This is a genomic window from Acinetobacter sp. AOR41_HL (assembly GCF_027854645.1).
Lineage (GTDB): Bacteria > Pseudomonadota > Gammaproteobacteria > Pseudomonadales > Moraxellaceae > Acinetobacter > Acinetobacter nosocomialis.
Window position 1 is genome coordinate 18,770 of sequence record NZ_JAKTHZ010000037.1, and the last position, 25,515, is coordinate 44,284.

The 25,515-nt window shown below is 40.4% G+C and carries 25 protein-coding genes and 1 pseudogene; 9 read left to right on the forward strand and 17 right to left on the reverse strand.

All coding sequences use genetic code 11. From position 1 onward, the window contains the following. Positions 1 to 17: 17 nt before the first annotated feature. The 4 genes from MKL35_RS14165 to MKL35_RS14180 all read right to left on the reverse strand — a co-directional run bounded on the left by MKL35_RS14165 (position 18) and on the right by MKL35_RS14180 (position 5,479). Positions 18 to 1,484, reverse strand: a complete 1,467-nt coding sequence (locus MKL35_RS14165) for an MFS transporter (protein WP_032012217.1) — start codon at positions 1,482 to 1,484, stop codon at positions 18 to 20. Between the two features lie 194 nt (positions 1,485 to 1,678). Further along, positions 1,679 to 3,070, reverse strand: coding sequence for an LLM class flavin-dependent oxidoreductase (locus MKL35_RS14170; RefSeq protein WP_032012216.1), 1,392 nt, complete (start codon positions 3,068 to 3,070; stop codon positions 1,679 to 1,681). Between the two features lie 179 nt (positions 3,071 to 3,249). Further along, positions 3,250 to 4,542 (reverse strand): acyl-CoA dehydrogenase family protein, encoded by a 1,293-nt coding sequence (locus MKL35_RS14175; protein WP_032012215.1) that lies wholly within the window; start codon positions 4,540 to 4,542, stop codon positions 3,250 to 3,252. A gap of 118 nt (positions 4,543 to 4,660) precedes the next feature. After that, complete coding sequence (locus MKL35_RS14180; protein ID WP_032012214.1) at positions 4,661 to 5,479, reverse strand: hypothetical protein; 819 nt, start codon at positions 5,477 to 5,479, stop codon at positions 4,661 to 4,663. Between the two features lie 654 nt (positions 5,480 to 6,133). Between MKL35_RS14180 and MKL35_RS14185 the strand changes: the two genes are divergently transcribed. The 5 genes from MKL35_RS14185 (at position 6,134) to MKL35_RS14205 (ending at position 11,262) form a co-directional block, all read left to right on the forward strand. After that, complete coding sequence (locus tag MKL35_RS14185) at positions 6,134 to 7,579, forward strand: cytochrome ubiquinol oxidase subunit I (protein WP_004709299.1); 1,446 nt, start codon at positions 6,134 to 6,136, stop codon at positions 7,577 to 7,579. After that, positions 7,572 to 8,576 carry a cytochrome d ubiquinol oxidase subunit II gene (gene cydB, locus MKL35_RS14190; RefSeq protein WP_002049414.1) on the forward strand — a complete coding sequence of 335 codons (1,005 nt, stop codon included), beginning with the start codon at positions 7,572 to 7,574 and terminating at the stop codon, positions 8,574 to 8,576. The genes MKL35_RS14185 and cydB overlap by 8 nt, the downstream gene beginning before the upstream one ends. 14 nt (positions 8,577 to 8,590) lie before the next feature. Beyond that, positions 8,591 to 8,725, forward strand: coding sequence for a hypothetical protein (locus MKL35_RS14195; RefSeq protein ID WP_000749814.1), 135 nt, complete (start codon positions 8,591 to 8,593; stop codon positions 8,723 to 8,725). A 100-nt stretch (positions 8,726 to 8,825) separates the two neighbouring features. Continuing rightward, positions 8,826 to 10,244, forward strand: a complete 1,419-nt coding sequence (locus MKL35_RS14200; protein WP_032011872.1) for an aminotransferase-like domain-containing protein — start codon at positions 8,826 to 8,828, stop codon at positions 10,242 to 10,244. A gap of 100 nt (positions 10,245 to 10,344) precedes the next feature. Beyond that, a complete protein-coding gene (locus MKL35_RS14205) occupies positions 10,345 to 11,262 on the forward strand; it encodes a LysR family transcriptional regulator (RefSeq protein ID WP_000401807.1) in 918 nt (305 codons plus the stop codon). 54 nt (positions 11,263 to 11,316) lie between these two features. Here MKL35_RS14205 and madM read toward each other — a convergent pair whose 3' ends face one another. The 11 genes and pseudogenes from madM to MKL35_RS14260 all read right to left on the reverse strand — a co-directional run bounded on the left by madM (position 11,317) and on the right by MKL35_RS14260 (position 20,094). After that, entirely contained in the window at positions 11,317 to 12,078 is a 762-nt protein-coding gene (gene madM / locus MKL35_RS14210) for a malonate transporter subunit MadM (protein ID WP_002133212.1), read from the reverse strand. Positions 12,079 to 12,122: 44 nt separating this feature from the next. After that, entirely contained in the window at positions 12,123 to 12,524 is a 402-nt protein-coding gene (madL, locus tag MKL35_RS14215; RefSeq protein ID WP_000587899.1) for a malonate transporter subunit MadL, read from the reverse strand. 53 nt (positions 12,525 to 12,577) lie between these two features. Further along, entirely contained in the window at positions 12,578 to 13,510 is a 933-nt protein-coding gene (gene mdcH / locus MKL35_RS14220) for a malonate decarboxylase subunit epsilon (protein ID WP_032011871.1), read from the reverse strand. Between the two features lie 12 nt (positions 13,511 to 13,522). Further along, complete coding sequence (locus MKL35_RS14225; RefSeq protein WP_068791441.1) at positions 13,523 to 14,131, reverse strand: malonate decarboxylase holo-ACP synthase; 609 nt, start codon at positions 14,129 to 14,131, stop codon at positions 13,523 to 13,525. Beyond that, complete coding sequence (mdcE, locus tag MKL35_RS14230) at positions 14,122 to 14,949, reverse strand: biotin-independent malonate decarboxylase subunit gamma (RefSeq protein WP_032011869.1); 828 nt, start codon at positions 14,947 to 14,949, stop codon at positions 14,122 to 14,124. The genes MKL35_RS14225 and mdcE overlap by 10 nt, the downstream gene beginning before the upstream one ends. Then, positions 14,946 to 15,797: a biotin-independent malonate decarboxylase subunit beta gene (locus tag MKL35_RS14235; RefSeq protein ID WP_032011868.1), complete on the reverse strand. Its 852-nt coding sequence runs from the start codon at positions 15,795 to 15,797 to the stop codon at positions 14,946 to 14,948. The genes mdcE and MKL35_RS14235 overlap by 4 nt, the downstream gene beginning before the upstream one ends. Further along, positions 15,790 to 16,089 (reverse strand): malonate decarboxylase subunit delta, encoded by a 300-nt coding sequence (locus MKL35_RS14240; RefSeq protein ID WP_032011867.1) that lies wholly within the window; start codon positions 16,087 to 16,089, stop codon positions 15,790 to 15,792. The genes MKL35_RS14235 and MKL35_RS14240 overlap by 8 nt, the downstream gene beginning before the upstream one ends. A gap of 2 nt (positions 16,090 to 16,091) precedes the next feature. Beyond that, positions 16,092 to 16,977, reverse strand: a pseudogene (locus MKL35_RS14245) (triphosphoribosyl-dephospho-CoA synthase). Next, complete coding sequence (gene mdcA / locus MKL35_RS14250; protein WP_032011865.1) at positions 16,977 to 18,656, reverse strand: malonate decarboxylase subunit alpha; 1,680 nt, start codon at positions 18,654 to 18,656, stop codon at positions 16,977 to 16,979. Before mdcA ends, MKL35_RS14245 begins: the two are co-directional and overlap by 1 nt. Before the next feature lie 166 nt (positions 18,657 to 18,822). Next, positions 18,823 to 19,416: a GNAT family N-acetyltransferase gene (locus tag MKL35_RS14255; RefSeq protein ID WP_017392935.1), complete on the reverse strand. Its 594-nt coding sequence runs from the start codon at positions 19,414 to 19,416 to the stop codon at positions 18,823 to 18,825. A gap of 42 nt (positions 19,417 to 19,458) precedes the next feature. Continuing rightward, complete coding sequence (locus MKL35_RS14260; RefSeq protein ID WP_270913933.1) at positions 19,459 to 20,094, reverse strand: FMN-binding negative transcriptional regulator; 636 nt, start codon at positions 20,092 to 20,094, stop codon at positions 19,459 to 19,461. A gap of 115 nt (positions 20,095 to 20,209) precedes the next feature. On the opposite strand from MKL35_RS14260, the gene pdxR reads away from it, so the two are divergent. Continuing rightward, positions 20,210 to 21,700, forward strand: a complete 1,491-nt coding sequence (pdxR, locus tag MKL35_RS14265) for a MocR-like pyridoxine biosynthesis transcription factor PdxR (RefSeq protein ID WP_032011863.1) — start codon at positions 20,210 to 20,212, stop codon at positions 21,698 to 21,700. A 7-nt stretch (positions 21,701 to 21,707) separates the two neighbouring features. Here pdxR and MKL35_RS14270 read toward each other — a convergent pair whose 3' ends face one another. Both MKL35_RS14270 and MKL35_RS14275 read right to left on the reverse strand, forming a co-directional pair. Next, a complete protein-coding gene (locus MKL35_RS14270; RefSeq protein ID WP_004887631.1) occupies positions 21,708 to 22,397 on the reverse strand; it encodes an LrgB family protein in 690 nt (229 codons plus the stop codon). A 13-nt stretch (positions 22,398 to 22,410) separates the two neighbouring features. Further along, positions 22,411 to 22,842, reverse strand: a complete 432-nt coding sequence (locus tag MKL35_RS14275; RefSeq protein WP_016804792.1) for a CidA/LrgA family protein — start codon at positions 22,840 to 22,842, stop codon at positions 22,411 to 22,413. A gap of 110 nt (positions 22,843 to 22,952) precedes the next feature. Between MKL35_RS14275 and MKL35_RS14280 the strand changes: the two genes are divergently transcribed. The 3 genes from MKL35_RS14280 to yghU all read left to right on the forward strand — a co-directional run bounded on the left by MKL35_RS14280 (position 22,953) and on the right by yghU (position 25,499). Next, positions 22,953 to 23,858, forward strand: a complete 906-nt coding sequence (locus tag MKL35_RS14280; protein ID WP_016804791.1) for a LysR family transcriptional regulator — start codon at positions 22,953 to 22,955, stop codon at positions 23,856 to 23,858. 120 nt (positions 23,859 to 23,978) lie between these two features. Then, positions 23,979 to 24,605, forward strand: coding sequence for a glutathione transferase (gene yfcF / locus MKL35_RS14285; protein ID WP_032011861.1), 627 nt, complete (start codon positions 23,979 to 23,981; stop codon positions 24,603 to 24,605). A gap of 33 nt (positions 24,606 to 24,638) precedes the next feature. Next, a complete protein-coding gene (yghU, locus tag MKL35_RS14290; RefSeq protein WP_270913934.1) occupies positions 24,639 to 25,499 on the forward strand; it encodes a glutathione-dependent disulfide-bond oxidoreductase in 861 nt (286 codons plus the stop codon). The last annotated feature ends 16 nt before the right edge of the window (positions 25,500 to 25,515 follow it).

The window sequence follows — 25,515 nt, forward strand, 5'->3', positions numbered from 1 at the left end:
AGATATCTATTTTCACTCTAGTCGATTACTGGTGAATTACTGAGAGAAAGTTCTGGAGAAGATTCATCAATAACATCGACATCTTGAGCGGTAGGCTCAAACTTAATTAGCAGTCCAATCACAATTAAAGGAATAAACGCAAAGATAGAAATAATCAGGTAAACATCGGTTTTATAACCCGCCATCCAAATTGGTAAAACAAACAAAGCAATTGCTTGAGCAACGCCCGTTACTGCACGGTTAAAGCCAACACCTACGCCACGAATCGAAGCTGGATAAGCCATAGTCGGATACACCATCATTTGTGCACCTGGCCCAAAACCTTCAGCAAAAAGCCACAAACCGAGCATGCCAATTGCGGTGTAGAGTAAAAAGCTATTACCGGGTTCACCAATTAATGCCAAGGCAATGAGGGCTATAAACTGGAGTAAAAAGCCTGCAAGCAACACATGACGAGATTTAAATCTGCTAGCAACAAATACACCTAACAGCCCGCCCGTAAATGCAAACAGCAAATTGAGTCCGAGTGTGGTGGTAATGGTCGTCAAGACATCGGTATGAAAGAAACGCGTTAAAATAGAAGGTAAAAAGAAGGCAATGGTCGTGTACTGAAATGCCACCGAAATATGAATCACAATTGCTACAATCGTTCTTGGCAAATAGGTTTTATTAAATAAAACAGCAAAACCCTCACGCTTTTTCTTTTCAGCAGTTCTTTCTACTTTTTCAACTGTAGCGACTGCATGAATTGCATAAGACTCTTGTAGAACTTGAGCTGCTCCTTTTAAATCACCTTGATTTGCAAGCCAGATTGGTGATTCAGTTAAATATTTACCGCGAATAAAAATAATGAGTAACGCTGGCACCGCTCCAAAAATTAAAGATGCTCGCCATAACCAGTTGCTATGCTCAGGTGGCAAAAGAAAGTAAAGCGCCAGAACTAGACCAAAACATACGGAAGAAGCGGCATACCACATTGGGCACCATGCGGCTAAACGCGCTGCCTTGTTGCTACTCCCGTTAAATTTAGAAAACTCAGATAAGTATGACATTGCCACAGGCAGATCAATACCAACACTAATGCCCATAATAAATCTGGCTAAAATCAAAACCCATACATTCGGTGCAAAACCTGCGACAATTGCCGCAATAACAAAGAGCACCATGTCTGCCATAAAGACTCGATAACGGCCAATTTTATCTGTCAGCCAACCACCAATCAGGTTACCCACAATGGTTCCACAGACAATTGCTGAAGCCACCACACCAGTCATAACAGGGCTTAAAGAAAACTCTGAGATGACTTGCTCAATACCAAAGGACAGCGTTGTTAAATCATAGGCATCAATAAACACACCAATCAGTGCCAACCAAATCACTTTATTCGACTTACCCTTCCCTGCAAATTTGGAAATTAATTGTGAAACATCATCGGGAGATTTAATTTCATAACGGTGGTTATGATCGAGTTCTTGTGTGTTCACTTAATAATTCCTGTATTTTAATCACAGAAACAACATAATGATTATTCGCACCATACAAAAACAAATTAATCTGATGTTTTAATCTAAATTATAGAATTATCTTTTCATTATTAACTCAGCAGTAAATCCGATATAAAAAGACAAAATAAAAGCCGGTATTTAACCAGCTATTTATTTAAAGGCTTTTCAAAACATTAACTCGCCTCAGCAAGTTTTAACTCTTTTAGATTACGATATTTTGCACCGCGATGATTTTCAGGCAAATATGGCCCAGCACCAAATAATTTTTCTCTTAATGTTCCTTGTGTATACGAAGTTTGATATACCCCTCGTTTTTGCAACTCCGGAACAACAAACTCAACCACATCGGCAAAGGTTTGATGAGCCAAAATATAGGCAAGGTTAAAGCCATCAACATCGGTATCATCAACCCATTGTTGTAGAGCATCCGAAACGGTTTCTGCCGAGCCTACAAGTACAGGTCCATTACCACCTAAGCTGTTCCAGTTTGCAATTTCTTCAATAGTCCAGACACGTTCTGGGTCTGCATTTACATAAGAATCTAATAAAGATTGAATGGCGTTAGTTTGAATATATTCAACTTTGTCAGTTGGCTGGTATTGTGAAAAGTCTACACCCGACCAGCCAGACAGCAATGTTAAAGCGCCATCGTAGCTTCCATAACTTTGATATTCTTTAAACTTAGCCTGTGCTTTTGCATCGGTTTCATCAGTGACAATTGACAAAAGTGCATAAATTTTAACTGAGTACGGGTCGCGGCCTTCTTGAGCCAATTTTTGGCGAATGCCCTGTACCACTTTTTTAGTGGCAATTTTAGACGGCGCTGCTATGAATACACACTCGGCATTTTGACTCGCAAACTTCTGCCCACGTGAAGATGCACCTGCTTGATAAAGTACTGGTGTTCGCTGCGGTGATGGCTCACAAATATGGATGCCCGGTACCGTAAAGTATTTACCCTCGTGCTGAATTGGATGCACTTTTTTATGGTCAGCAAAGATACCGCTTTCACGGTCACGAAGTACTGAACCTTCTTCCCAAGAGCCTTCCCAAAGTTTATAAAGGACTTCTAAATATTCATCAGCAATATCATAACGATTGTCATGATTAACCTGAGTTTTTAGACCCAAGTTTTTTGAACCACTTTCCAAATAAGAAGTCACGATATTCCAACCAACTCGCCCTTTGGTTAAATGGTCTAGCGTGCTAATACGTCTAGCAAAAGGATAAGGATGCTCAAAGGAAATCGAAGTTGTGACACCAAAACCCAAGTGCTTTGTGACTGCCGCCATCGCTGGCACAATCTGTAGTGGATCATTAACCGGAACTTGAACTGCACCTGTTAAGGCATGTTCAGCACTTTGATGATAAACGTCGTAAATGCCAAGTACATCTGCAATAAAAATACCATCAAAAAAACCACGCTCAAGAATTTGTGCTAAATCCGTCCAATATTCTAAATCTTTATATTCAACAGATCGGTCTTGAGGATGCCGCCATAGTCCAGGAGATTGGTGGGAAATACAATTCATTTCAAAAGCGTTAAAACTAATTCTCTTAGTCATAAAATATCAGCCAGCATTTTATTTAATTCTTATACTAAAGCAATTTTTACATTTTCTTTATAATATATACCCCAAACAAAATATGATTTTATTCTAATAGATTTTTATAATTTATTTTAAGAAATAAAAATAATATTAAGCCACTAAAAATAGCAGCTTAATATCTATATTATCAATTATTATTTAGAAACTTCACCAATTCGCCATTGATACGGTGGTAATGTACCGTTCACACTAAAATCACCGACAATTCGATTTTTAAATACTCTCGGGTTATGTGAAGCTAAAGTCCGCACATTACGCCAGTACCGATCTAAACTTAAATCTTTATCTGTTGCAGAAGCACCCAAAGCGTCAAATAAAATTGTAGAAGCATTTAAAATTAGATCGGTAATGACCGTTTGAGACTGCGCACTTTCAAGCTCGGCAAGTGCATTTTGTTCTTCTTCAAGCTGCTCATTATTTTGAAATGCTGCCAAGTAAGCACGCTGTAAGCTTTGTGCAACTTTTTCAACAATCGCTCCTGCACTGTAAGCTGCGCCACGAATTTGTCCTACTACTTGTAAAATTTGCGGATCTTGTTTTACAAATTGGGCATTTGCATGCGTGTAGTTTCGGGTACGTTTTGCTACAGCTTGAGAAACCTCATAGGTTGCAGCACGCCCTAGACCTGTAATGATTGCCAGTTGGACCAGTTGATAATAAGCCGCTGAATATTTAAAACGGTCATCATCAGGTAAAATTTCAGCTTCATCGACCAATACATCATGGAAATATGCCGTACCACTTGCAGTAAGCTGCTGTCCAAAGCCATTCCAGTCATCGACAATTTCAACACCTTCATCTTCACGGTGAACAACGACCGAGCCAGACTCTCCTTTTAAATCTGTTACCCCAACATCCACCCAATCTGCATATAGGCTCCCTGTGGTGTAGTATTTTTTGCCTTTAACGCGAATTTTTCCGTCACTATCTCGATATAAGTGCGTTTCAAACTGATCGATTGACTCTTTGCCGCCTTCAGACCATGCACTACCGACAGTTTCCCCATTGGCAATTCGGCTCAGCCAACGCTGCTGAAACGCTTTATCTTTACTTACCAAGACATCCTCAGTAAAACCAAAATGCACACGCAAAGCTTGCGGTAAGTTTGAGTCGGCCTCTGCAAGTTCAATGAGCAATGCAAATAGTTCAGGAATAGTTGCATCAAAACCACCATGAGCTTTTGGAAGTCGTAACCGTGTAAAACCAATATCTTTGAGCCACTGGAGTTGTTCATATGGCAAAATATGCTGCTGCTCACGGATTAAAGCCCCTTCTTTAATACGGGCAAACGTCGGTCTGAAGTTACTTGCCAATTCATCATACCGTGGTGACGGTCCTTCACCCCATACCCGCGAAATGATAGAAGCCTGGCTCAGTGCAGCGTGAGTTAATGAACCGAGATGATGCTCAAAATTTAAATTTGTCATGTAAGTAAAACCAATATTGCTTTGCTTTTACCATAAAATATTTATTTCACATGAAAACGATTATTTTTTTATAACAGTATTCAATCTTGATATAACACCAATCAAATGCATGACAGCCCTAAGCGATCTCTTTCTTGGTAAGACTATGCTGACTTTGCAATAAGGTTTGCATATATTCTGAATAGACAGATAACTTTTCAAAAATATGTTCTGAATAAAACATGTCATCAATTAAGTGCGTCATTTGACTAGTAGTAAAGGTATCGCATAACCCGACCAGTGCTGCATTCATTTGCGCAAAATGAGCACATAACTGTACATATGCTTCATCTTTATTTTTAAATAATAATTTTCGCATATCCAACTGATCTAAACCTTTTAGACCCTCATCTTTTACGACTTTTACCCAATGAATTTTTATTTTTAAGAACTGTTCAAGTTGCTTTAGAGCCTCTAAATCAAGCTCTAAATGGGTGATTAAAAAAACTGTAGAGATATCACTTCGACACAATGCTTTGATTAATTTTAAATAAATAAAGTCAGCTTCTCCCATCTCTATTAATTCTAAATCAAGATATATTTTTAGGCTTTCTAAAACTTCATCTATCTTAAATACGACCTTCTTGTCTGCTTGATAGTATTTATTCAGAATAGTAAGCACAGGTGGTGTTGCAGGTGTTGTATAAATAGCAGCCTTGTTTAAGTTCGCAAAAATAAATGGCGAGAATAGATAAGCCAGACTACTTTGCTGTGGCTCAATATGCGACTGAATTAAATACACGATTTGAGTTTTAGAAAAATCCCTGAGTACTTTCGCTCTAAGTAGGGTTGCTTCAAGATTCACATAAGACTGTTCCAACTGATCTACTACCGAAGTGGAAATAGACTGATTTTTAATAATTTTATGAATGATATTCAGTTGAGACGTGATAAACATTTTTTAACATCCAAGCTATTTTAGAAGCGCTACACTTACACTTAGGTCTTTAAGAAACACGCAGCAACCGGACCCTACGCAAAACAACAATGGAAATAGAAAAGAAGAACATAATCATGTGCTTAAATAAAATCTAAAGCAGCGTTCACATTGAGTCTTGAAAGTTGGTTTAGGTCGACGGTAAATCCTGTTCATTTTTATTTTGAACTTTAGAGGACTGAATATATAGCTACAGATGATTGAAAAAAAACTATAGCACACCTTCGAAACCATACTGAACTGTTATAGTTTTATAAAAAATTTCTGTATCTACATATACAAATAGAGCGAGTGCATGATTAAGAAAACTTCTTAAGGTAGGTAGTTTTCATGAGACGATCTATTGCATATCGCCAGATATTTCATCAATGTTTCAATGCAACATGCATTTTTACAAATGCAACATCAAGCATAAACTTTGCTAACAGATTGAAAACAATCAATCGCCCTATTCTATTGAAATATCAAGCAATTATATTGCTTTACCCTGTTGGCATTTTACTTGCTAAGAACATTTATCACAGAAGTAAGTTTAATCGCCAGAGTACTTTTTTGCCTGAAAATAAGTATTTAACTCATTCAATCATCATCAGCTAGTTCACAGGGGGAAAGTTTATGAGCCTCGGTCTAACCGCTCTAGAATTAGCGCGAATACAATTTGCTTTCACAGTATCCTTCCATATTATTTTTCCGGCCACATCCATCGGACTTGCCTGCTTTTTAGCAGTTTTAGAATGGAAATGGTTAAGAACGCAAAACCCAATTTATAAAGATCTATTTAAATACTGGATTAAGATCTTTGCTGTTGCGTTTGGTATGGGAGTGGTTTCCGGTGTCGTAATGAGCTATCAGTTTGGTACTAACTGGAGTGAATTTTCACGAGTAGCCGGAAGTATTACTGGTCCTTTACTTACCTATGAAGTGTTAAGTGCCTTCTTCTTAGAAGCAGGTTTCTTAGGCATTATGCTGTTTGGCTGGGGCCGTGTTGGTCCTAGAGCCCATTTCTTCGCAACGCTTATGGTTGCCATCGGAACATGTATTTCAATGTTCTGGATTTTATCGTCTAATAGCTGGATGCAAACACCGCAAGGTTTTGCCATCGAAAATGGCATTATTGTGCCAAAAGACTGGCTAGCTATTGTCTTCAACCCGTCCTTCCCTTACCGCTTTGCACACATGGGTGCTGCTGCCTTCTTGGTTTCATCTTTATTAGTGGTGGGAACATCTGCTTGGCACTTGGTAAAAGGTCGTCGTGATGAATTGGTTAAAAAATCATTCTCGATGGGTTTATGGATGGTACTGGTGACTTCTTGTTTACAAGTAGTAATTGGCGATAACCATGGTTTAAATACTCGTGAGCATCAACCTGCCAAACTTGCTGCAATGGAAGGTCACTGGGAAACCAATCATAACGAGCCAATGCCATTACTGTTATTTGCCATTCCAGATATGAAAGAAGAACGAAATCACTTTGAAGTGGGTGTTCCATATTTGGGTAGCTTAATTTTGACTCACAGTTTAGATGGGCAAGTGACAGGCTTAAAAGAATTCGCACCTGAAGACCGTCCAAACTCGACCATTATTTTCTGGAGTTTCCGAGTCATGGTAGGACTTGGCGTTCTTATGGTCACCTTGTCACTTATTGCTCTTTGGCTGCGTAAAAGTGGAAAACTCTATGAAACATCATGGTTTCATAAATTTGCTGTAGTGATGGGGCCTGCAGGTTATGTCGCAATGCTGGCTGGGTGGATTACTACCGAAGTAGGCCGTCAACCTTGGGTGGTATACGGCATTATGCGCACCAAAGATGGTTTATCGCATACTGTTTCGGCAGATCAGGTGGGTCTAAGTCTTTTTATTTTTGTTGTGGTTTACACCATCGTTTTCGGTAGTGGTATCTACTACACCTTAAAACTCATTAATAAAGGCCCTGTATTTATCGACACACCAAATATGGAAACAGGTGGCGTAGGTCACTTCAAAACACCGATGCGTCCACTTAGTGCAGTCGATGAAAATATTGACAGCAAACAAAACTCTGGGGAGAACCGTCATGATTGATCTTTCTTTAATATGGGTCGGTATTATCGGTTTAGGTGTTTTAATTTACGTGGTCATGGATGGCTTTGACTTAGGAATCGGCATTATGTTTCCCTTCATTAAGAATAGCCAAGAACGTGACGTGATGATGAATACCGTTGCTCCTGTCTGGGATGGCAATGAAACTTGGATGGTACTCGGAGGTGCTGGCCTGTATGCAGCCTTCCCTCTAGTCTATTCAACAGTTTTATCTGCGCTCTACCTGCCCATTATTTTCATGGTGATTGCCTTGATTTTCCGTGGGGTTGCTTTTGAATTCCGTTTCAAAGCTCATCGAACCAAACATCTTTGGGACTTAGCTTTTATTTGGGGTTCAGTTTTAACGAGCTTCCTCCAAGGAATTATTTTAGGGGCCTATATTCAAGGGATTAAAACGGAAAATGGTATTTTTGCCGGTGGTCCTTTTGACTGGCTTACTGCATTCTCCATTTTCACAGGTATTGGTGTAGTTGCGATGTATGCCACTTTAGGCTGTGGTTGGCTCATTTTGAAAACTGAAAAAGGCTTGCAGCAACGTATGTATGAGCTTATGCCAAAGTTAATTATTGCGCTGCTCATTATCTTTGGTGCCGTTAGCTTATATACACCTTTAACACACCCTGAAATTGCAGATCGCTGGTTCTCTTTACCAAATCTGTTCTATTTTAGCCCAGTGCCTATTTTGGTCTTATTGTTTGTTGGCCTGATTTTATCGGCATGTAAAAAGCAGCAGGACCACAAACCATTTATATATACCTTGGCATTGGTCTTCCTTGCCTTTACTGGTTTTGTAATTAGCTTATGGCCAAATATCATTCCACCATCAGTTACGATTTGGCAAGCGGCAGCGCCTCATTCCAGCCAGATGTTTGCTTTAGTGGGTGCACTTATTCTGATTCCAATCATTATTACTTATACGGTTGTGTCTTACTGGGTATTCCGTGACAAAGTTCGTGTAGGTGATGAAGGTTATCATTAAGGTCCGAGGGTGTTATGAAAAAGTCGTCAGTTAAACTCAGTCAAACCCAATGGTTTATTCTGTTATGGCTTGGTGGTTTTTTAGCCTTAGCTGTGATTGCAGGTTTGTTTAAAGTGATATTGATTTATGCAGCCCCTTACTTAAAGTAAAAACCCATCTTTATAAACAAATGCCGTTTGTAGATTCTACAAGCGGCATTTATTATGGGTTCAGTGCATCTTTTATTTTATTCTTTCGTGCAGCTCATACATGTATAAATCAGAACAACTCGCGCATAGCATTCGCCAACTTATTGAAAGTGGTACTTTAAGTGCACATGAGAAATTACCTTCATTAAGAGATCAGGTCCAACGTTCTGGTTTTAGCTTAATGACTGTGATGAATGCTTATCAAGAACTTGAATCACAAGGGCTGATCTATTCAAAGGAAAAGTCTGGCTACTTCGTTGCCGAGCAAATTGCACTAAAGCCACTCGAGCAATATTCAGTTGTTTCACTAAACTCTAAAATCGAAATTAACTCATTAGTTTTTAAATACCTAAAGTCAATTCAACATGAATCTGTCGTACCTTTTGGTTCAGCTTTTCCAGATAGTCAGCTTTTAGCTGCTCCCAAACTTATTCAAATTATGGGACAACTTGCACGGCAAAGACAAAGCTATGACCAGACAGCAAGCCTACCTCCCGGTAATTTAGCGTTAAGAAAACTGATTGCTCAGCGCTACTGTATGCAAGGCATACAGACCGATCCAGGTGACATTGTCATTACATCAGGAGGATTAGATGCGCTCAATCTTTCTTTACAAGCAGTAGCCAAACCGGGCGACTATATTTTATTGCAACAAACCGTGTTTTACGGTGCTTGGCAGGCTGCTGAACGTTTAGGACTTAAGGTCATTACCATTCCCGAACATCCTCAATATGGTTTTGATTTAGAAGCTTTTGAGCAAGTTATTCAAACATATCCTATCAAGGTGTGTTGGCTCATGCTGAATACCCATAACCCGATTGGATTTACGGTCAGTGATGAGATTAAATATAAAATTGCCAAACTACTTCATGAACATCAGATTTACTTAGTTGAAGATGATGTGTATGAAGAGCTTTATTATGGCGGGCATAAACCACTTTCGATGAAGTACTTTGACCAACAAAATCTGGTACTGCACTGCTCTTCATTTTCTAAAACTTTAGGGGCAGGTTTTCGGGTAGGTTGGGTCTATGCGGGTAAATTTTCGGACCATATCCAACACTTGCAGCTTATGAGTACTATTTCAGTGAATGCACTCATTCAAAATGCACTGGTTGAGTTCTTGTCTCATCATCATTATGAAAAGCATTTGCGCACACTTAGACTTTCACTTGAACGTTATAAAAAGCAGTTTTACCACTATTTGAAGCAACATCTGCCACCGAGTTGCGAGATTTATTATTATCCAAGCGGTTATTTTCTATGGGTTAAATTGCCTCATAAGATTGATAGCATGCAAATTTATGAAGAACTCATCCAACAAGACATTGGTGTTGCGCCAAGCCCACTCTTTAGTGTTTTACCCGCACAGCAGCATTATTTAAGAATCAATTGTTCTTTTGAGTGGAACGAAAAAATTCAAGTTGCTTTAGATCAAGTCATCAAAACTATTCTACAAAAAGTTGAAGCAAGTTTATAAAGATATGGTTCGACCTAAGCACAATTTTATAGACTTTATTTTGTGGTAACTTTATAGCTCAAATCTATAGTTTTAAGGGAAACAGGTTCAAGGAATTAAGATGGAAATAGATGAAGAACTGACTCTTAAAAAAATACAGATTTTTTTAGCTTTTATGCGCTGTGGTAATTTGTCTAAAACCGCGGCAGAAATGCAGCTCAGTAATGTCAGTGTTCACAAGGCATTACATTCGTTAGAAAGCGCTTTACGTTGCCCTCTTTTTAAAAATGAAGGCCGTAACCTCATTCCTTTAAAAAGTGCTTATGTATTTGAAGAGCGGGCGCAAAAAATCGTACAAGACATTTTTATCACCGTAAATAAAACTAGAGAAGCTGCAGGCTTTGCAGCTAAGGTTTTACATTTAGGTTCTCTTTATTCTTTAACGGTAAACACCATTCCAAATGTAATTAGCGGTCTTAAGCTCAGACGTAGTGAGCTTGATATTCAACTATTACTCAGTTCAAATCAGGATTTGGTGAAAAAGCTTAAAGCCACGGAGCTTGATGCGATTATTGTGGCTTTAAATGAAACCACTCAAGATGATGACTTTGAAATTTTACCAATGTTTTCAGACGATATCTTTCTGGCAGTCAATAAAGACTCTAAATATGCTGAGTTTAAAGATATTGATTTAAGCCTTTTAAAAGAAGAAACTTTTTTAACTTTAACCAAGGGTTTTGCAACTCATAACGACAGTGACATCATTTTTAAAAAAGCTGGTTTTTCACCTAAAGTTGCTTTACAGGTCAATGATATTTTTACCCTCATTAGTATGGTCAGCTCAGGGGTAGGTTTTGCTCTATTACCCGGTCGTATTTCTGCCGTCTATGAAAGTTCGGTCAAACTTATTCCACTAAAACAGCAATACCACATGCAACAAGAAATTGGTCTGGTCTTTTTAAAAAGTAAAGAGCGCGATCCAAACTTACTTGCTCTCATTGCTGAATGTCGTATGTTTGCGTCTAACTTTAAAAGATAGATATCGGCAACTTATTAAAGAATAATCAGTTGCCGTTATAGGATTTTCAAAAATTTATCCAAAAATCGCATTAACCGTTAAGAAGAAGACAGAAGGTCCAAGTAAGCACCCTAGTCCTGTATAAAAGGTTGCAACTAAAGCGCCATAAGGTACCAATCGAACATCAGTGCCAGCTAGGCCTGCTGCGGTGCCACTGGTTGTTCCTGCCAAACCGCCAAAGACCATGGCAGAGCGTGGACTTTTTAAATACATAAATTTCGCAAGCAGTGGCGTCCCTACCATAAAGAAAACTGACTTGATTAATCCAATCGCAATAGAAAGTGCGATCACATCAGAGCTTGCGCCAATTGCGGTTCCTGTAATCGGACCAACAATATAAGTCATTGCGCCTGCACCGATCGTTGTCATAGAAATGGGATCTCGATACCCCATGCCCCATGCAACCAGAACCCCGATTGCAAAAGGCACAACGCAACCAAGCATTAATGCAATTAGACCAATTTTGCCTGCTTTCTTCACTTCTTTCACATCAACTTCAAATGCAGTTGAAGCAATAGCCAAATCACGAATCATGGCTCCGCCCAACAGCGCAAAACCAGAAAAAATAGCGATGTCAGAAACACCTTTGGTTCCTTGGGTATAAACCCCTGCAAAGTAAGCAACAACCAAACCTAAAGTAATCGCGATTGCAGAGCTTTGTAGTTTTCCCTTCGTCAAATATTTTGAGAGAAGATGGGAAACAAACATCATTAAACCCGTTACGGCAAGAGCAGTAACTAATGCATTTTTTGATAACACAGCAATTATAGCGTCCATCATTTAATTCCTTTTTGATTGAACTTTTTGTAGTTTATATTTGCTTAGGCTATTTTTTCCTTACTTTCTAACGTCCATTCATAAGTTTCATAGTCGCCACTAATTCTATTTAAATAACGGATGACTAAAACCGTGCCAATTAACGATGCAATAGAGACAATTAGCCCTAACATGCCACCTGATAAAGCTGCAACGACATTTTGACCTGCCGACATCGCAACAACGATTGGAATATACATACCAGACCAATATAAAACGCCAAATTGTGTGACTTGAGGTAAGTAACCTTTTCTTGCCAACAATTCTTTAGACAAAATTAAGAGAATCATTGAAATAGCAACGCCACCGACATTTGCTTTAACACCTAATAACATGCCTAAGGTGTTACCAAGATAGTCGCCTAATAAATGGCAGATCGCTAATATTGCTGTTCCATAAATAATCATTGTAAATCCCTCATATCCTTGGGTTATTACTCAATTTTTAATTTGTATTGTAATTACAAAGAAGCTTTATTTTCGTTTTGCATTGCCAATTGAATGCTGTCTAAACGTGTTCCCTGAAATGACAATACAGTTCCTTCTTTAAATGTTCGACGTGCAAGTGTAGTAAGCACCGTTCCCGGTAAAGCTTCGATCTGCAACCTTACACCTCGCTCCCATGCAGCTTGGATGGTACTTTCCCAATCTACAGTTCGACTCATGTTAAAAGCTAAGTCATCTCTAATCTGTTCTGGCCTGCTAAGTGTACGAGCCGTTGAACCACTTAAATATCGAATTTTAGGTTGATTTAAAGTGACTCCCTTCATAGATGCTGCAAGTTGCTTTGCTTGCTGACTTAATAATTCACAGTGCGATGGCACCGATACATCTAATTTTTTTGCCACCACACCTTGTTGCTTTGCCAAAATAGCAACTTGGTTCATGGCTTCAAAACTTCCTGAAATAACGATCTGGTTATGTGCATTAATATTTGCGACAAACACCTCTGGCGTTATTTCATAAACTTGTTTCACCCATACTTCTACTACTGAACGATCTGCACCAATCAAGGCGGTCATACCATAGCCAACCGGATAGGCGTTTTGCATGAGTTCACCGCGATAGGCAACTAAACGAATGGCATCTTCATAGGATAAAACTCCCGCTACAACCGCCGCTGACCATGCGCCAATTGATAAACCTGCAACATAATCTGGTGTTAAGTTTTCCGCACTTAATAGTGCAGAACTCACTACACCTAAAATAAGTAAACACAGCTGTACTGAGCGTGTCGACTGTAATGAAGCAGAACTGTCCAGCATCAAGACATCTTCTTTGAGTGCATCCGACGCACGCTCAAGGTATTCTTTGACTAGAGCGGTTTGAGGTAAATCGTGCAACATATTGCTTCGTTGCACACCTTGACCCGGATAGACCCAAATTGAAGCCATGATATCTGTTCCCTAATTCCATGGGTTTTCTACTAAAACAGCACCATTAGGTCGTTTCAATAGAACTTTTCCGCTATTTCTTGCCCATTCTTTTAACGCCAAACCACCTTGTGGAAGTTGAAGCTGTATATCCACATTGAGCCCGGCTTGGTGAAAATTTTCGAGTAGTTCAATCGCCTGCTTTTTGGCAAAAGATTGTTCAGCTCGAATCAACAGATCTATGTCACTTTGCGGGGTTACTGTTTTAATGCCCGTTGCCAGTTCAAACCCGAAACTTCCTGTATATCCCCAACATCCTGAAAAATTTTTCATGATGCTGGAAATGCTCTGTAAACGTTCTGCCAAGTGCTCAAACTGTTGCGTATCTACGCGAGTCAGCGCTTCTGGCTTAAGCTGTTTGCCGATTGCTGATCGTGGCATTTGCGCTGCATATCGTTGAGAGCGAAATTGTCCTCTTATACCCACAGCCACCTGATCTTCAGGAGTAATTTCCCGTCGAACTACAACGGGATCACCGCGTAGTAACACCTCTTTCACCCAAAGTGGGGCATCATCGGCCAAGCAATCGACCGTCATACCCCATAGTAAATCATGGGCTTCGAGCTTAAGTTTCATGACCATTGCTCACGCAATAATTCACGGACTTTTTTAGACATTTGACGGTTTTGGCCGTGAAGTCTTTGTTCCAGTCCTTTAGATTGATCAGCATTAATTTCTTTAAACGTTTGAGCAATCACCTGCTTCGCTAACAAAAGATCATCATTTGTCGGTTGTTCAGGGTTTTCAACAGATAACAGTTCAGATAACAAACCAAGCGTGGCATAACTTTCAATGTCATAAGCCATTGGTGGAATGCTTGATGCCAATTGCTCTAACTCATCAACTGATCGTAAGGTAACGCGTGCAGCAGATTCTTTACCCATTGCATGCACCATAACACCTGAATCTTTTAAGGCAATAATACGATTGGCTTGGTATCCATGCGCCAAGAAAGCACCCGACATAGACTTACCAACCAATAAGCTCACAATTGGATGACCTGCCAATCTGGCTCTAGCATAGCTATCTACTGCTCCCGCTAAAGCTTGATGAATGCCTAATAATTCTTCACGGCGCCCATACGCCTGACTTGGGACATCAACCAGACATAAAATACCGCGTTTAGTTTCAGCCTTTGCATCGGCTTGAATCACGTCATCAACTGCTTTTGCCAAGCTCCAGCCTTCCAAGAGTCCAACTTCCCCTTGTCTTGCTCGTGGGAACAGATTATTGGTATCTTGCACAACGGTAATCACGCGCACCGCTTGCTGATCGATCTGACCATCAGCTACCCAAACAGAAGCTGGAAAACCTTCAACTGTCTTAAAACCCTGCGTGAGTGCTTTAAACCAATGCGCACCACGAGTAGATGCTTTTAATGTATCAACGGCGATATTCATGCTTGCTCTCCTTGATACAAAGCTTGAACTTGTGCTGGGGTAATCTGCTCAGCAGTATCAACTTGTTGTAGCTTTTCCAAATAGAATGAGTAATTTGAACTACGGTGCTGCTGAGGCACACCTTGAGCTAAATAATCGATAACCTGCTGACGAATTTTCTGGCGATCATCATCTACATAAGCATCTACCAAACCACTCGCGAAACGCTGATTACCACCCGTAATACTCCATATAAATGGACGATCTTTGGCGTTATATTCTTGTACACCAGCTTCTTGTTCTATCACTTGGGGACCATTTAAGCCTAAACGTCCTTCTTGTGTCATTACAATATAGCTACATAGTCCAGCCGCAATTGACATTCCGCCGAAGCACCCTACACTGCCTGCAACTACTGCAATCACAGGTTGATACTGACGTAAGTTCACAATTGCAGCCTGAATTTCAGCAATTGCAGCCAAGCCCAGATTTGCTTCTTGTAAACGAACGCCGCCTGTTTCTAAAAGTAAGATTGCTGCTGTTGGAATGCCTTTCAGGTTGTCTTCAACTGCAAGCTCTAAGGCTCCCGCAATTTTGGCACCGCCCACCTCGCCTAAACTGCCACCTTGAAATAAACCTTCAATTGAAATTAAAACTACTGGGCGTTCTTGAATAGATCCTTTTGCAATCACCACGCCATCATCGGCTTGCGGCACAATATTTTGCTGAACCAACCAAGGTGACATAACACGTGCAAATGGGTCGAGTAACTCTCGAAAAGTCCCTTCATCTAATAATGCTTTGGCGCGGTCTCTTGCGCTGAGTTCAATAAAATCTTGTTTATTTAACAAGCTTTGAATATCAGTCATGAGCAATCTCCTCCAATGCTTGTTCCAGACGTAAGCGAACGACACCGGGAGTTGCACCAAAATCATGGATATCAATATTGACCGCTGGCGGTATTTGCGCAGTAAAAATCCGTTCAAAAAGATTGTGCCAACGCGCCGCACTGCCGTCTACCGAAGTCACCACTTGAATAGAAGCTTTGCCTGTTTCACCAGGTTCCATCAAAATTTCTAAATCACCCGAGCCAACACATCCTACTAATGCTTTTTTTACAGGTGGCTTTGTCGCCACAAATTCAAAATGAAGTGTTTCCATAATCAAAATCCCTCTTTATTTTTTGACAGATGTCTGCTCAACACGATCTATAAATAGTGTTGCTGCCAACAAATCTGCGGCACCACCAGCAGAGGCTTTCATCCGAAGCAGATCAATCTCTAAAAGATGCAAAGCACGTCGACCTTCCAAGCTTGAGCTGCCACCTAAATCGAGTACTTGCTGAGCACCATGTTGCATACGCTTTAAACCTGAAGTTCCCGAGCGATAAAGCACGCAGGTATCGGTCAGGTCCGTCATCATGGCAAGTAATGCATCTAAACGAGCGAACTCTTCTTTCATGGGTTTACTACGACTTTGATAAAGCTGCTTTAAACCAAAATTCACAATCGTTGGAAAACCTTGTTGTGCCTGTTCTTTGGCACCTAAGATGCCTAATTTTTTCTGTACTTGTTGACCATGACTTAAAGCCTGTTTTGGAATAAAGCGATCTTCAAGCTGGGCAATCTGGCCTGCTAACTGGCATAGCTCAACAGCCGATAAGTACTGTTGATTCGTGTGTGCTACTGCTGTTGCCGTAACCATTAACCCTAATGCCCAAATTGCACCGCGGTGGGTGTTGACGCCATTTGTTGCCAACATCATGGTCTTTTCACCTTGGCGGCCAATTTCTCCAATGTCTTCACGCAAGGCCAAACAAACTTTTCCATGATGCTTTGCAGCTTGGGTCATTGCATCGAACATCGGCCCTAAACTTCTTGCAGAGCGTTCCATTAACTCCAAATTTAGGTCAATGTGTGCACCACTGCCACGGCGATCTACCAAAGCTGGTTTTGGTGTCAGATTCACTTCATCAATCAAAGCTTCTACTGCTAAACCTGCCAAAAGCTGACTATCGCTGAGCGTTTGATATTTAACTTGTGTCGTCATTACCAACTCCTGAATTTTGCAGGTGGTTGATATAAACCATCTGACCATGTCACCAAGTCAGCAATATTTTTCGCCGCTAAAAGCTCACGTGTGGCATCGGTGCGGCGAATACCTAAATCTTCAGGGAATACCACCAAACCTTCACGTCTTAAACGTGCAGTTGTTTTCGGATCTTGAGTTAAACCAATACTGGTCACACCTGCTACCGCAGCAATCATGGCTTGACGTTCTTCTTGGCTGCTTGCTTTATATAGATAAGCAATTCCTTCTTCGGTGAGTAAGTGAGTGACATCATCGCCATAAATCATGATCGGTGCTAAAGGTAAGCCTGCTGTTTTAGCCACATCAATCGCATCGAGACGATCTACAAAAGTTGGCTTACCCCCCTCTTGGAAGGTTTCCACCATTTGTACAACTAACTTTTTACCACGTGCCAAATAGGTTTCAGTTTCATTGGCAACTTGCAAACGCATATCTAGCCATGCAGGTGTATCGTGACGACGACCACGCGGATCATGCCCCATGTTTGGTGCACCACCGAAACCAGCTAAACGGCCTTTGGTAACAGTCGAAGAATGGCCCATGCCATCAACTTGCAAAGTTGCGCCAATAAATAGATCAACAGCGTATTGCCCTGCAAGCTGACACATCATACGGTTGGAACGTAAAGCGCCATCACGACCTGTAAAGAAAACATCAGGTCGAGCAGCAACATATTTTTCCATACCGAGTTCGGTACCAAAACAATGCACGCTTTCTACCCAACCTGTTTCAATGGCTGGAATCAAGGTTGGATGCGGATTCAGTGTCCAATTTCGGCAAATTTTTCCTTTTAAACCTAAAGACTCACCATAGGTCGGTAAAATCAGTTCAATTGCAGCAGTGTTAAAACCAATGCCATGGTTTAACGATTGAACATTATGCTTTTCATAAATTCCGCGAATAGCCATCATGGCCATAAGCACATGCACTGGCTTGATGTGTTTCGGGTCACGAGTAAATAAGGGTTCGATATAAAATGGCTGGTCTGCAACCACCACATAATCAACCCAAGAAGCCGGAATATCGACACGTGGTAACTCTGAAACGTCATCGACCAGTTCATTGACCTGAACAATAACAATACCGTCACTAAACGCCGCAGGTTCAATAAGTGCTGGAGAATCTTCGGTACTCGGACCTGTATAAATATTGCCTTGACGGTCTGCCATAAAACCCGCCGAGAGCACGACATTTGGAATGAGGTCAACCACCAAACGTGAATACAATTCAATATAAGTGTGGATAGCCCCAATCTCTAACAGTCCATCTTCAATTAACTGGCTAATACGTAAACTTTGTGGGCCAGCAAAAGAAAAATCGAGCTTACGCGCAATGCCTTTTTCAAACAGATCGAGATGTTCCGAACGTCCCACACTTGGCATGATCATATGTAAATCATGCAAAATATCTGGGTTGGTTTGTGCCAAAGAACGCGATAAAAAATCTGCCTGCTTTTGGTTATTTCCTTCGAGTACAACTTTGTCACCCGGTGTAATTAAGGTTTCTAAAACTTTAATAATGTCTTGAGTTGGAATAACTACACCATCGGTATATTGGTTTGCCATCTCTAGTTTTAGTTGTTTGGCATGACGCCGCTTTGTCCATAACCGTTCTTTATTCTGAACTGATCCTTCCATGTACTTACCTATAGATCGCAGTTTTGTTCTGAATCTATAAAAACGCTTTATGAACTTCCGATCAATCAACCTAGATGAGTTGTTATTAACTTCAGGTTAACGATTACCGCAGCTTCTCTCTTTTGGCTAAGCCAAAAAAGAGAAAAGCAGTTTGTTTAAATCTTTTCTATCGCGGTTTATTCAACATCCATTCCAGATTTTGGCGAACCGCAGGCCACTCATGTTTTAAAATGCTATAAACGTGAGTGTCCCGTAAAATATCATCTTTCACAATTTGATGGCTTCTTAGCACACCATCGAGCTTTGCACCTAAGCGTACAATCGCGGCTTGACTTTGAACATTTAAAGAAGATGTGCGTAACTCAACCGCAATACAGTTTAAAGTCTCAAATGCATGAGCTAACAGTAGTTTTTTACATTCAGTATTGACAGGTGTACGCTGTGCAGATTTGCGGTACCACGTCGAACCAATTTCGACACGGCGATGCGCTTCTTCAATATGCATTAAAGTTGTCATGCCCAGCGCTCGTCCCGTTTTTCGGTCTTCAATATAAAAAGGCAACATAGAACCAGATTTTTGTAAACCAAGACGTCTTTCAATTTCAGCAGTCATCTGTTCAGGTCTTGGCACACGGGTATACCAAAGGTTATAGAGTTCCCCATCGCAAACGGCCTCTGCCAGTGATTCAGCTTGAGTGACATCTAGCGGCTTTAAAATAACGTGTTCGCCTACCAACTCAACAGGTGTAATCCAAGCCATCTTTATCTCCTCCATTAATATTAAGCTTTTATATTTCCAAAGTTATTTATTTAAATCAGCCACACTATACATAGCGTCTGCTATGGTTTGTTGACCAGATTTTGATAGGCCATCTGCCGCACCTAAAATGTCTCGACGTTCTTTGTTTTGCCCCAATTTTAATTGGCCTTGCAGCTTAGTAATTTCAATTTCTATTCCCACAATTGCCTTTAACATCGGTTCAAGATAGTCCTTTGGTGCATCTGACATTTTCCAAGGTTGAGGTTGAGAAGCTTCATGGCTACGGGTTAAACGAGCCACCACACCGCGAACATAACGTTCATCATCGTGAACTGTTACTTTGCCATGAGCATGCACAACCCTATAATTCCACGTCGGCACTTGTCTGTGCTGTTCATGTTTGGATGGGTACCAGTTTGGTGAAATATAAGCATCACCGGCTTGGAACACGACCAACACCTCATCTCCATTTTTAATGTTATGCCAGACAGGATTCACTCGAGACACATGCGCATGTAGAGCGCCAAACTTCCCTTCATTTTTCTGAAGTTCAAAAGGAAGATGATTTGCATCTAATCCATTGCTTCCATGAGTAAAAAGCACACCAAACGGATATTCTGTAATAAGAGAATGCAATACATCCAAACGGTTTTCTGCATAATCATCGGGGATATACATGGCTCAAAACCTCACTGTAAATCTCAGGGTTATTTATATTTTGTGTTGTAAATTTTCTGGTTTATGTGGTTTATTAAAAAGAACCACTTTGTATTTTTTTAAGTAGACCAGAATTATGGCAAGAATGGCAAAAGTTGTTGAACTTCCGTCGATTGCAAAGATTGATAAAAGCCAAGGAAAGATAAGTGCTCAATTAACTCAAGCTTTGCGTGAGGCTGTACAAAGTGGTGATTTACAACCCGGCGACCCTTTACCATCTTCGCGTGAGCTGGCTCAAACACTTGAAGTCGCTCGCGGAACCGTTATTGAAGCGTATGATCAACTTCTCGCTGAAGGTGTTTTTTCTTCACAAGCCCGAACTGGCACTTATGTATCTCATGCTTTAACTAAAAAAACTGTATTGGAATCTTCCCAGAAAGAAACAATTTCTAGCTCAATCCCTTTAACCAAATCAGCTCTTTGTTATGCCGAGGTACTCAAAGAGTTTAAACCCCTTCCTCATGCCCCTTTTGCAGTGTCTGTTCCGATTGCTCGTACTCAACCGAGTGATATTTGGCGTAAGTTTGGTAATAAATTTAGATCTCGGGGTGCTGGTGTTCCATCAGGTTATGGTGAACCTCAAGGGGTATTATCATTAAGAATCGCTATAGCAGATTATGTACGTCGATCCCGCTCTGTACACTGTGAACCTGAACAAATCGTGATTACACCTGGTATTCAACAGGCACTTTATATTTGCAGCCAGATTTTATTTGAAGCGAAAGATGAAGTCTGGATAGAAGATCCGGCTTATCGTGGTACTACAGCCATTTTTGAACATGCCGTAAAAAATATCCGTACGGTGCGTGTTCCTGTCGATGAAGAAGGTATTCAAGTTGAAACTGGGATTAAACTTTCAAAACATGCGCGTGCTGCTTTTGTGACACCATCTCACCAATATCCACTTGGCATGCCAATGAGTCTAGCAAGACGCACAGCTTTATTGGCTTGGGCAAAACAACAAAATGCATGGATCATTGAAGATGACTATGACAGTGAACTTCGTTATAACGGTCAGCCCTTCCCATCTTTACAAGGCATGGCACCCGACCAAGTCATTTATCTGGGTACTTTTAGCAAAGTGCTATTTCCATCACTTAGACTTGGCTATGCAGTGTTGCCTAAAGAACTGGTAGCTCCTTTTTGTGGGCTTAGAGTCTTAATTGATAGACACCCGCCTGCTGCCGACCAACACGTTTTGGCTGCTTTTATTCAAGAAGGTCATTTAGAACGACATATTCGACGTACTCGACATGTTTATGCGGAAGTTCGGCAATACATTATTGGCTTGATTGAAAAACATATACCTCAAGAACTGGCTTGGTTACAGCCGGGTGATCAAGGCATGCATATGGTGTTATGGCTTGCTCATCATATTAATGATATTGACGTTGCAAGTTCGGCAGTCGATGCAGGTATTGCCGTTAAAGCAATTTCACCAACATTTTCAAAAGAACAACAACGTCCGGGTTTAATTGTTGGCTTAGGCGATTTTGAACCTGAACTGATGAGACAAGCCATCAAAAAACTATCAAAGATTATTCAACAACATGACAAGCCGTCTTAATCCAAGCTTACAACATCAACCATAGATGAATCGCAAATGGCCCAATCAGCACCATTAAAATACCTGCAATGACCATAGTCAAACTGGCAATCACACCTTCTTCACTATTGCGCTGCTGTGCTCTAACTGTACCAAAACCATGTGCTGCATTACCAAAGGCAGCTCCATTTGCTACATTAGAACGGATTTTAGTAATCGCTAAAATCGCATCGCCGCAAATCATACCAACCAAACCGGTAATAACGGTAAATAGTGAAACCAATGCTGCCGAACCATGAATATCTTCCGCTAGAATCATGGCAAATGGTGTTGAAATAGAACGTGCCATCAAACTGTTGGTCACTTCAGGGCTAAAGTGGAACCACTGCGCCATTTCATAGGCAGACATCACACCTACACTCATCCCCACAATAATCGCAATCGAAAGGACCCCAAGGTTTTTACGAATTGTTTCCCGATAGCGATAAATCGGTACAGCGAAAGCAACCGTTGCTGGTCCTAACAAATTAACAATCCACTGCGTATCTTCTGCATAAGTTTGATATGAAATTCCAAAAATCGTCATCAAAATAATGGTGAGTACAGGCACACTAATTGCGGGTGATAACCAAAGTTTTGGATTTTTCTGATAGATTCGCTTTGCCACCACATAGGCAACCAAAGTCCAGATGAGACAAAGAATTGACCAAATATTCATGTCGTTTTGCTCTCTAGATATGCTTATGTTGAAGACGTTTTCGAGCTTGTAAATAAGCTTTTAAACGATTGTAATAGTGAATAGTCAGCGAAGTACTTAGCATGACTAAAATAGTCCCAATGGCAATACTCAAGACAATTTGCCATCCTTCGGTCATAAACAGCGTTTTATACTGAACTACGGCAACTACAACGGGCACGAAAAACAGTAATAGCTCACCTAAAACCACAGTTGCTCCCATTGCCACCTGATCCATTTTGATAATTTGAAAGAACAGACATAAAAGCAATAAAAACATACCTAAAATACCCGCCGAGACAGGGACGCCGAGTTTTTGATGTAAGAGATATCCGATCCACCAAAATCCAGCCAAAATGAGAATTTGTTTAACTAACACGAACAGTGATGGTTGTAAGGGTGTTCCAGAAGCAGATTCAGTACTCATTTTTCGAAATTAAATGGTTAACTACACTATTATGCTATCTTGGTTAAAGCTGCTAAATATGAATTATTCATGTTAATATTATTCCAAAATGGAATAATCTATTCTTTATTATGCTTTCTCTAAAATCATTACAGTGCTTCATTACACTGGTAAAAACTAAAAGTTTTACCCGTACTGCTGAAGAGTTATATCTGACTCAGCCCACCATTAGTAAAATATTACAACAACTCGAAGAGCAGCTTCAGGTACAACTTTTGGTCAAACCCGATCATGGACGGAAAAGACAAATTGAATTAACTGAAATTGGAGAGCGTATTTATCAACATGCGGTCGAACTTCTTCAGGCAGAGCAAAACATCTTTCTTGAAATAGAAAACTATCAACAATTAAAAACAGGTACTTTAAAACTTGGCGTTCCACCTTTAGGTTCCCAGCTCCTAACAACAGTCCTGTTTGACTTTCATCGCCAATGGCCAGCTATTGAATTAGCTTTTATGGAAGTAGGTTCACGCGGTATTGAACAGGCTTTACTCAATAACGAGCTAGACGTGGGCGTTTTATTACAGCCTTTTGATGAACAAACTTTTAATAGCATCGAGTTATGTAACTACCCTTTAATGGTACTTTTACGTCGTGATGCAACTTGGGCAACCCGCAAAAAAATAAATCTAGAAGAATTACAACACCAATCATTTTTAATGTTTCCTGAAAATTTTTCTTTGAACAGTATTATTCTCGATGCTTGTAAGCAGCATGGTTTTTATCCAACTATTGCTTGCCGTACCAGCCAATGGCATCTTTTGGCAGATATGGTGTTACAACGTATGGGGATTGCGCTTCTCCCTCAATATTATACCGACATGCTTGACCCTAGTTTATTTGCAGCGGTACCACTCGAAAAACCAAATATTCAGTGGCACTTAGTCATGGCTTGGAAAAAGAATCTTCCAGTCTCACCAGCGGTACAAGCTTGGCTTAATATTGTTCGTGAGCATTTTCAGCACGTTAAGCCTTAACGCTGACCACTGAAATAGCTTAGTTCAAAAACCAATAAAGCTTTTCCACAAAAAAACTACCCAATCTTGGCTTAGCTCACTTAGACTAGATCCGATTGTTTTATGACATGGACAATAACAATGAATAACGAGCATTTTAAGCTATACACAGATTCACAATTTCTAAGTCCCTATGCGTTTACTGTTTTTGTAGGGCTACATGAAAAACAAATTCCATTTGAAATAGCGACCATCAACTTAGGCCAGCAAGGACAGTTAGAAAAATCTTATGTAGAAAAGTCATTAACTGCCAAAGTGCCTGTACTTGAGCATAACGATTTTGCCTTATCAGAATCTTCTGCCATTTTGGAATATCTCGAAGAGCTCTATCCAGACACAGCTATTTATCCAAAAGATATTCAAGCACGTGCAAGAGCACGTCAAATTCAAGCATGGCTTCGATCAGATTTAGTGGCACTAAGAACAGAACGTCCAACCGATGTCATTTTTATTCAGCCCAAGTCCACTCCACTTTCAGAAGAAGGCAAAAAAGCAGCGGAGAAACTTTTCTTTGTTGCAGAAAAACTTCTTGCGTCTGATGCCAAATTTCTTTTTGGTTCATGGAGTATTGTGGATGCTGAACTTGCCCTGATGTTGCAACGCCTTATTCAAAATGGTGATGCTGTACCAGAGCATTTAAAAACCTATGCATTACAGCAATGGCAACGTCCGAGCGTACAAAAATGGCTTGCCTTGCGACATAACTAAACCCTTATATTTACACCAAACATGAGATAAAAAATGAGTGATTCAAACTATATTCCTCCACAAGTTTGGCAATGGACTGGAGAAAAAACCGATTTAAACCAACCTACCTCAGGTGCTCGTTACGAACATACACTTCCAGTAGGAAAACATCCGCTCCAGCTCTACTCTTTAGCAACGCCTAATGGTCAAAAAGTCACTATTTTGCTTGAAGAGCTTTTAGCGTTAGGACATAAAGATGCTGAATATGATGCTTGGCTGATTAAAATCGGAGAAGGACAGCAATTTGGCAGTGGCTTTGTAGACATTAATCCAAACTCTAAAATTCCGGCATTGGTTGACCATAGCCAAAACCCGCCATTAAGAGTGTTTGAGTCTGGCTCAATTTTGCTTTACTTGGCTGAAAAATTTAAAGCATTTATTCCGACTGATATTGCTGCACGTACTGAATGCCTCAATTGGTTATTCTGGCAAATGGGCAGTGCACCTTACTTAGGTGGCGGTTTTGGGCATTTTTATGCTTATGCACCCTTAAAAATTGAATATGCGATTAACCGCTTTGCCATGGAAACAAAACGCTTACTTGATGTTTTAGATCAGCATCTGGCAAAAAACGAATATTTGGCTGGTTCTGAATATTCGATTGCTGATATTGCGGCATTCCCTTGGTATGGTGGTCTTGTTAAAAACTGGGTATATAACGGCGCGGAGTTTTTAGGTGTCGATCAATATAAAAATGTTCAACGTTGGGCAGATGCGATTTTAGCGCGCCCTGCGGTTCAACGCGGGCGTATAGTCAATCGTACTTTTGGTGATTTAGCTACTCAATTGCATGAACGCCATGATGCGAGTGATTTTGAGACCAAGACTCAAGATAAATTGCAGAACCAGTCTTAAAAATATCATTCAGTTT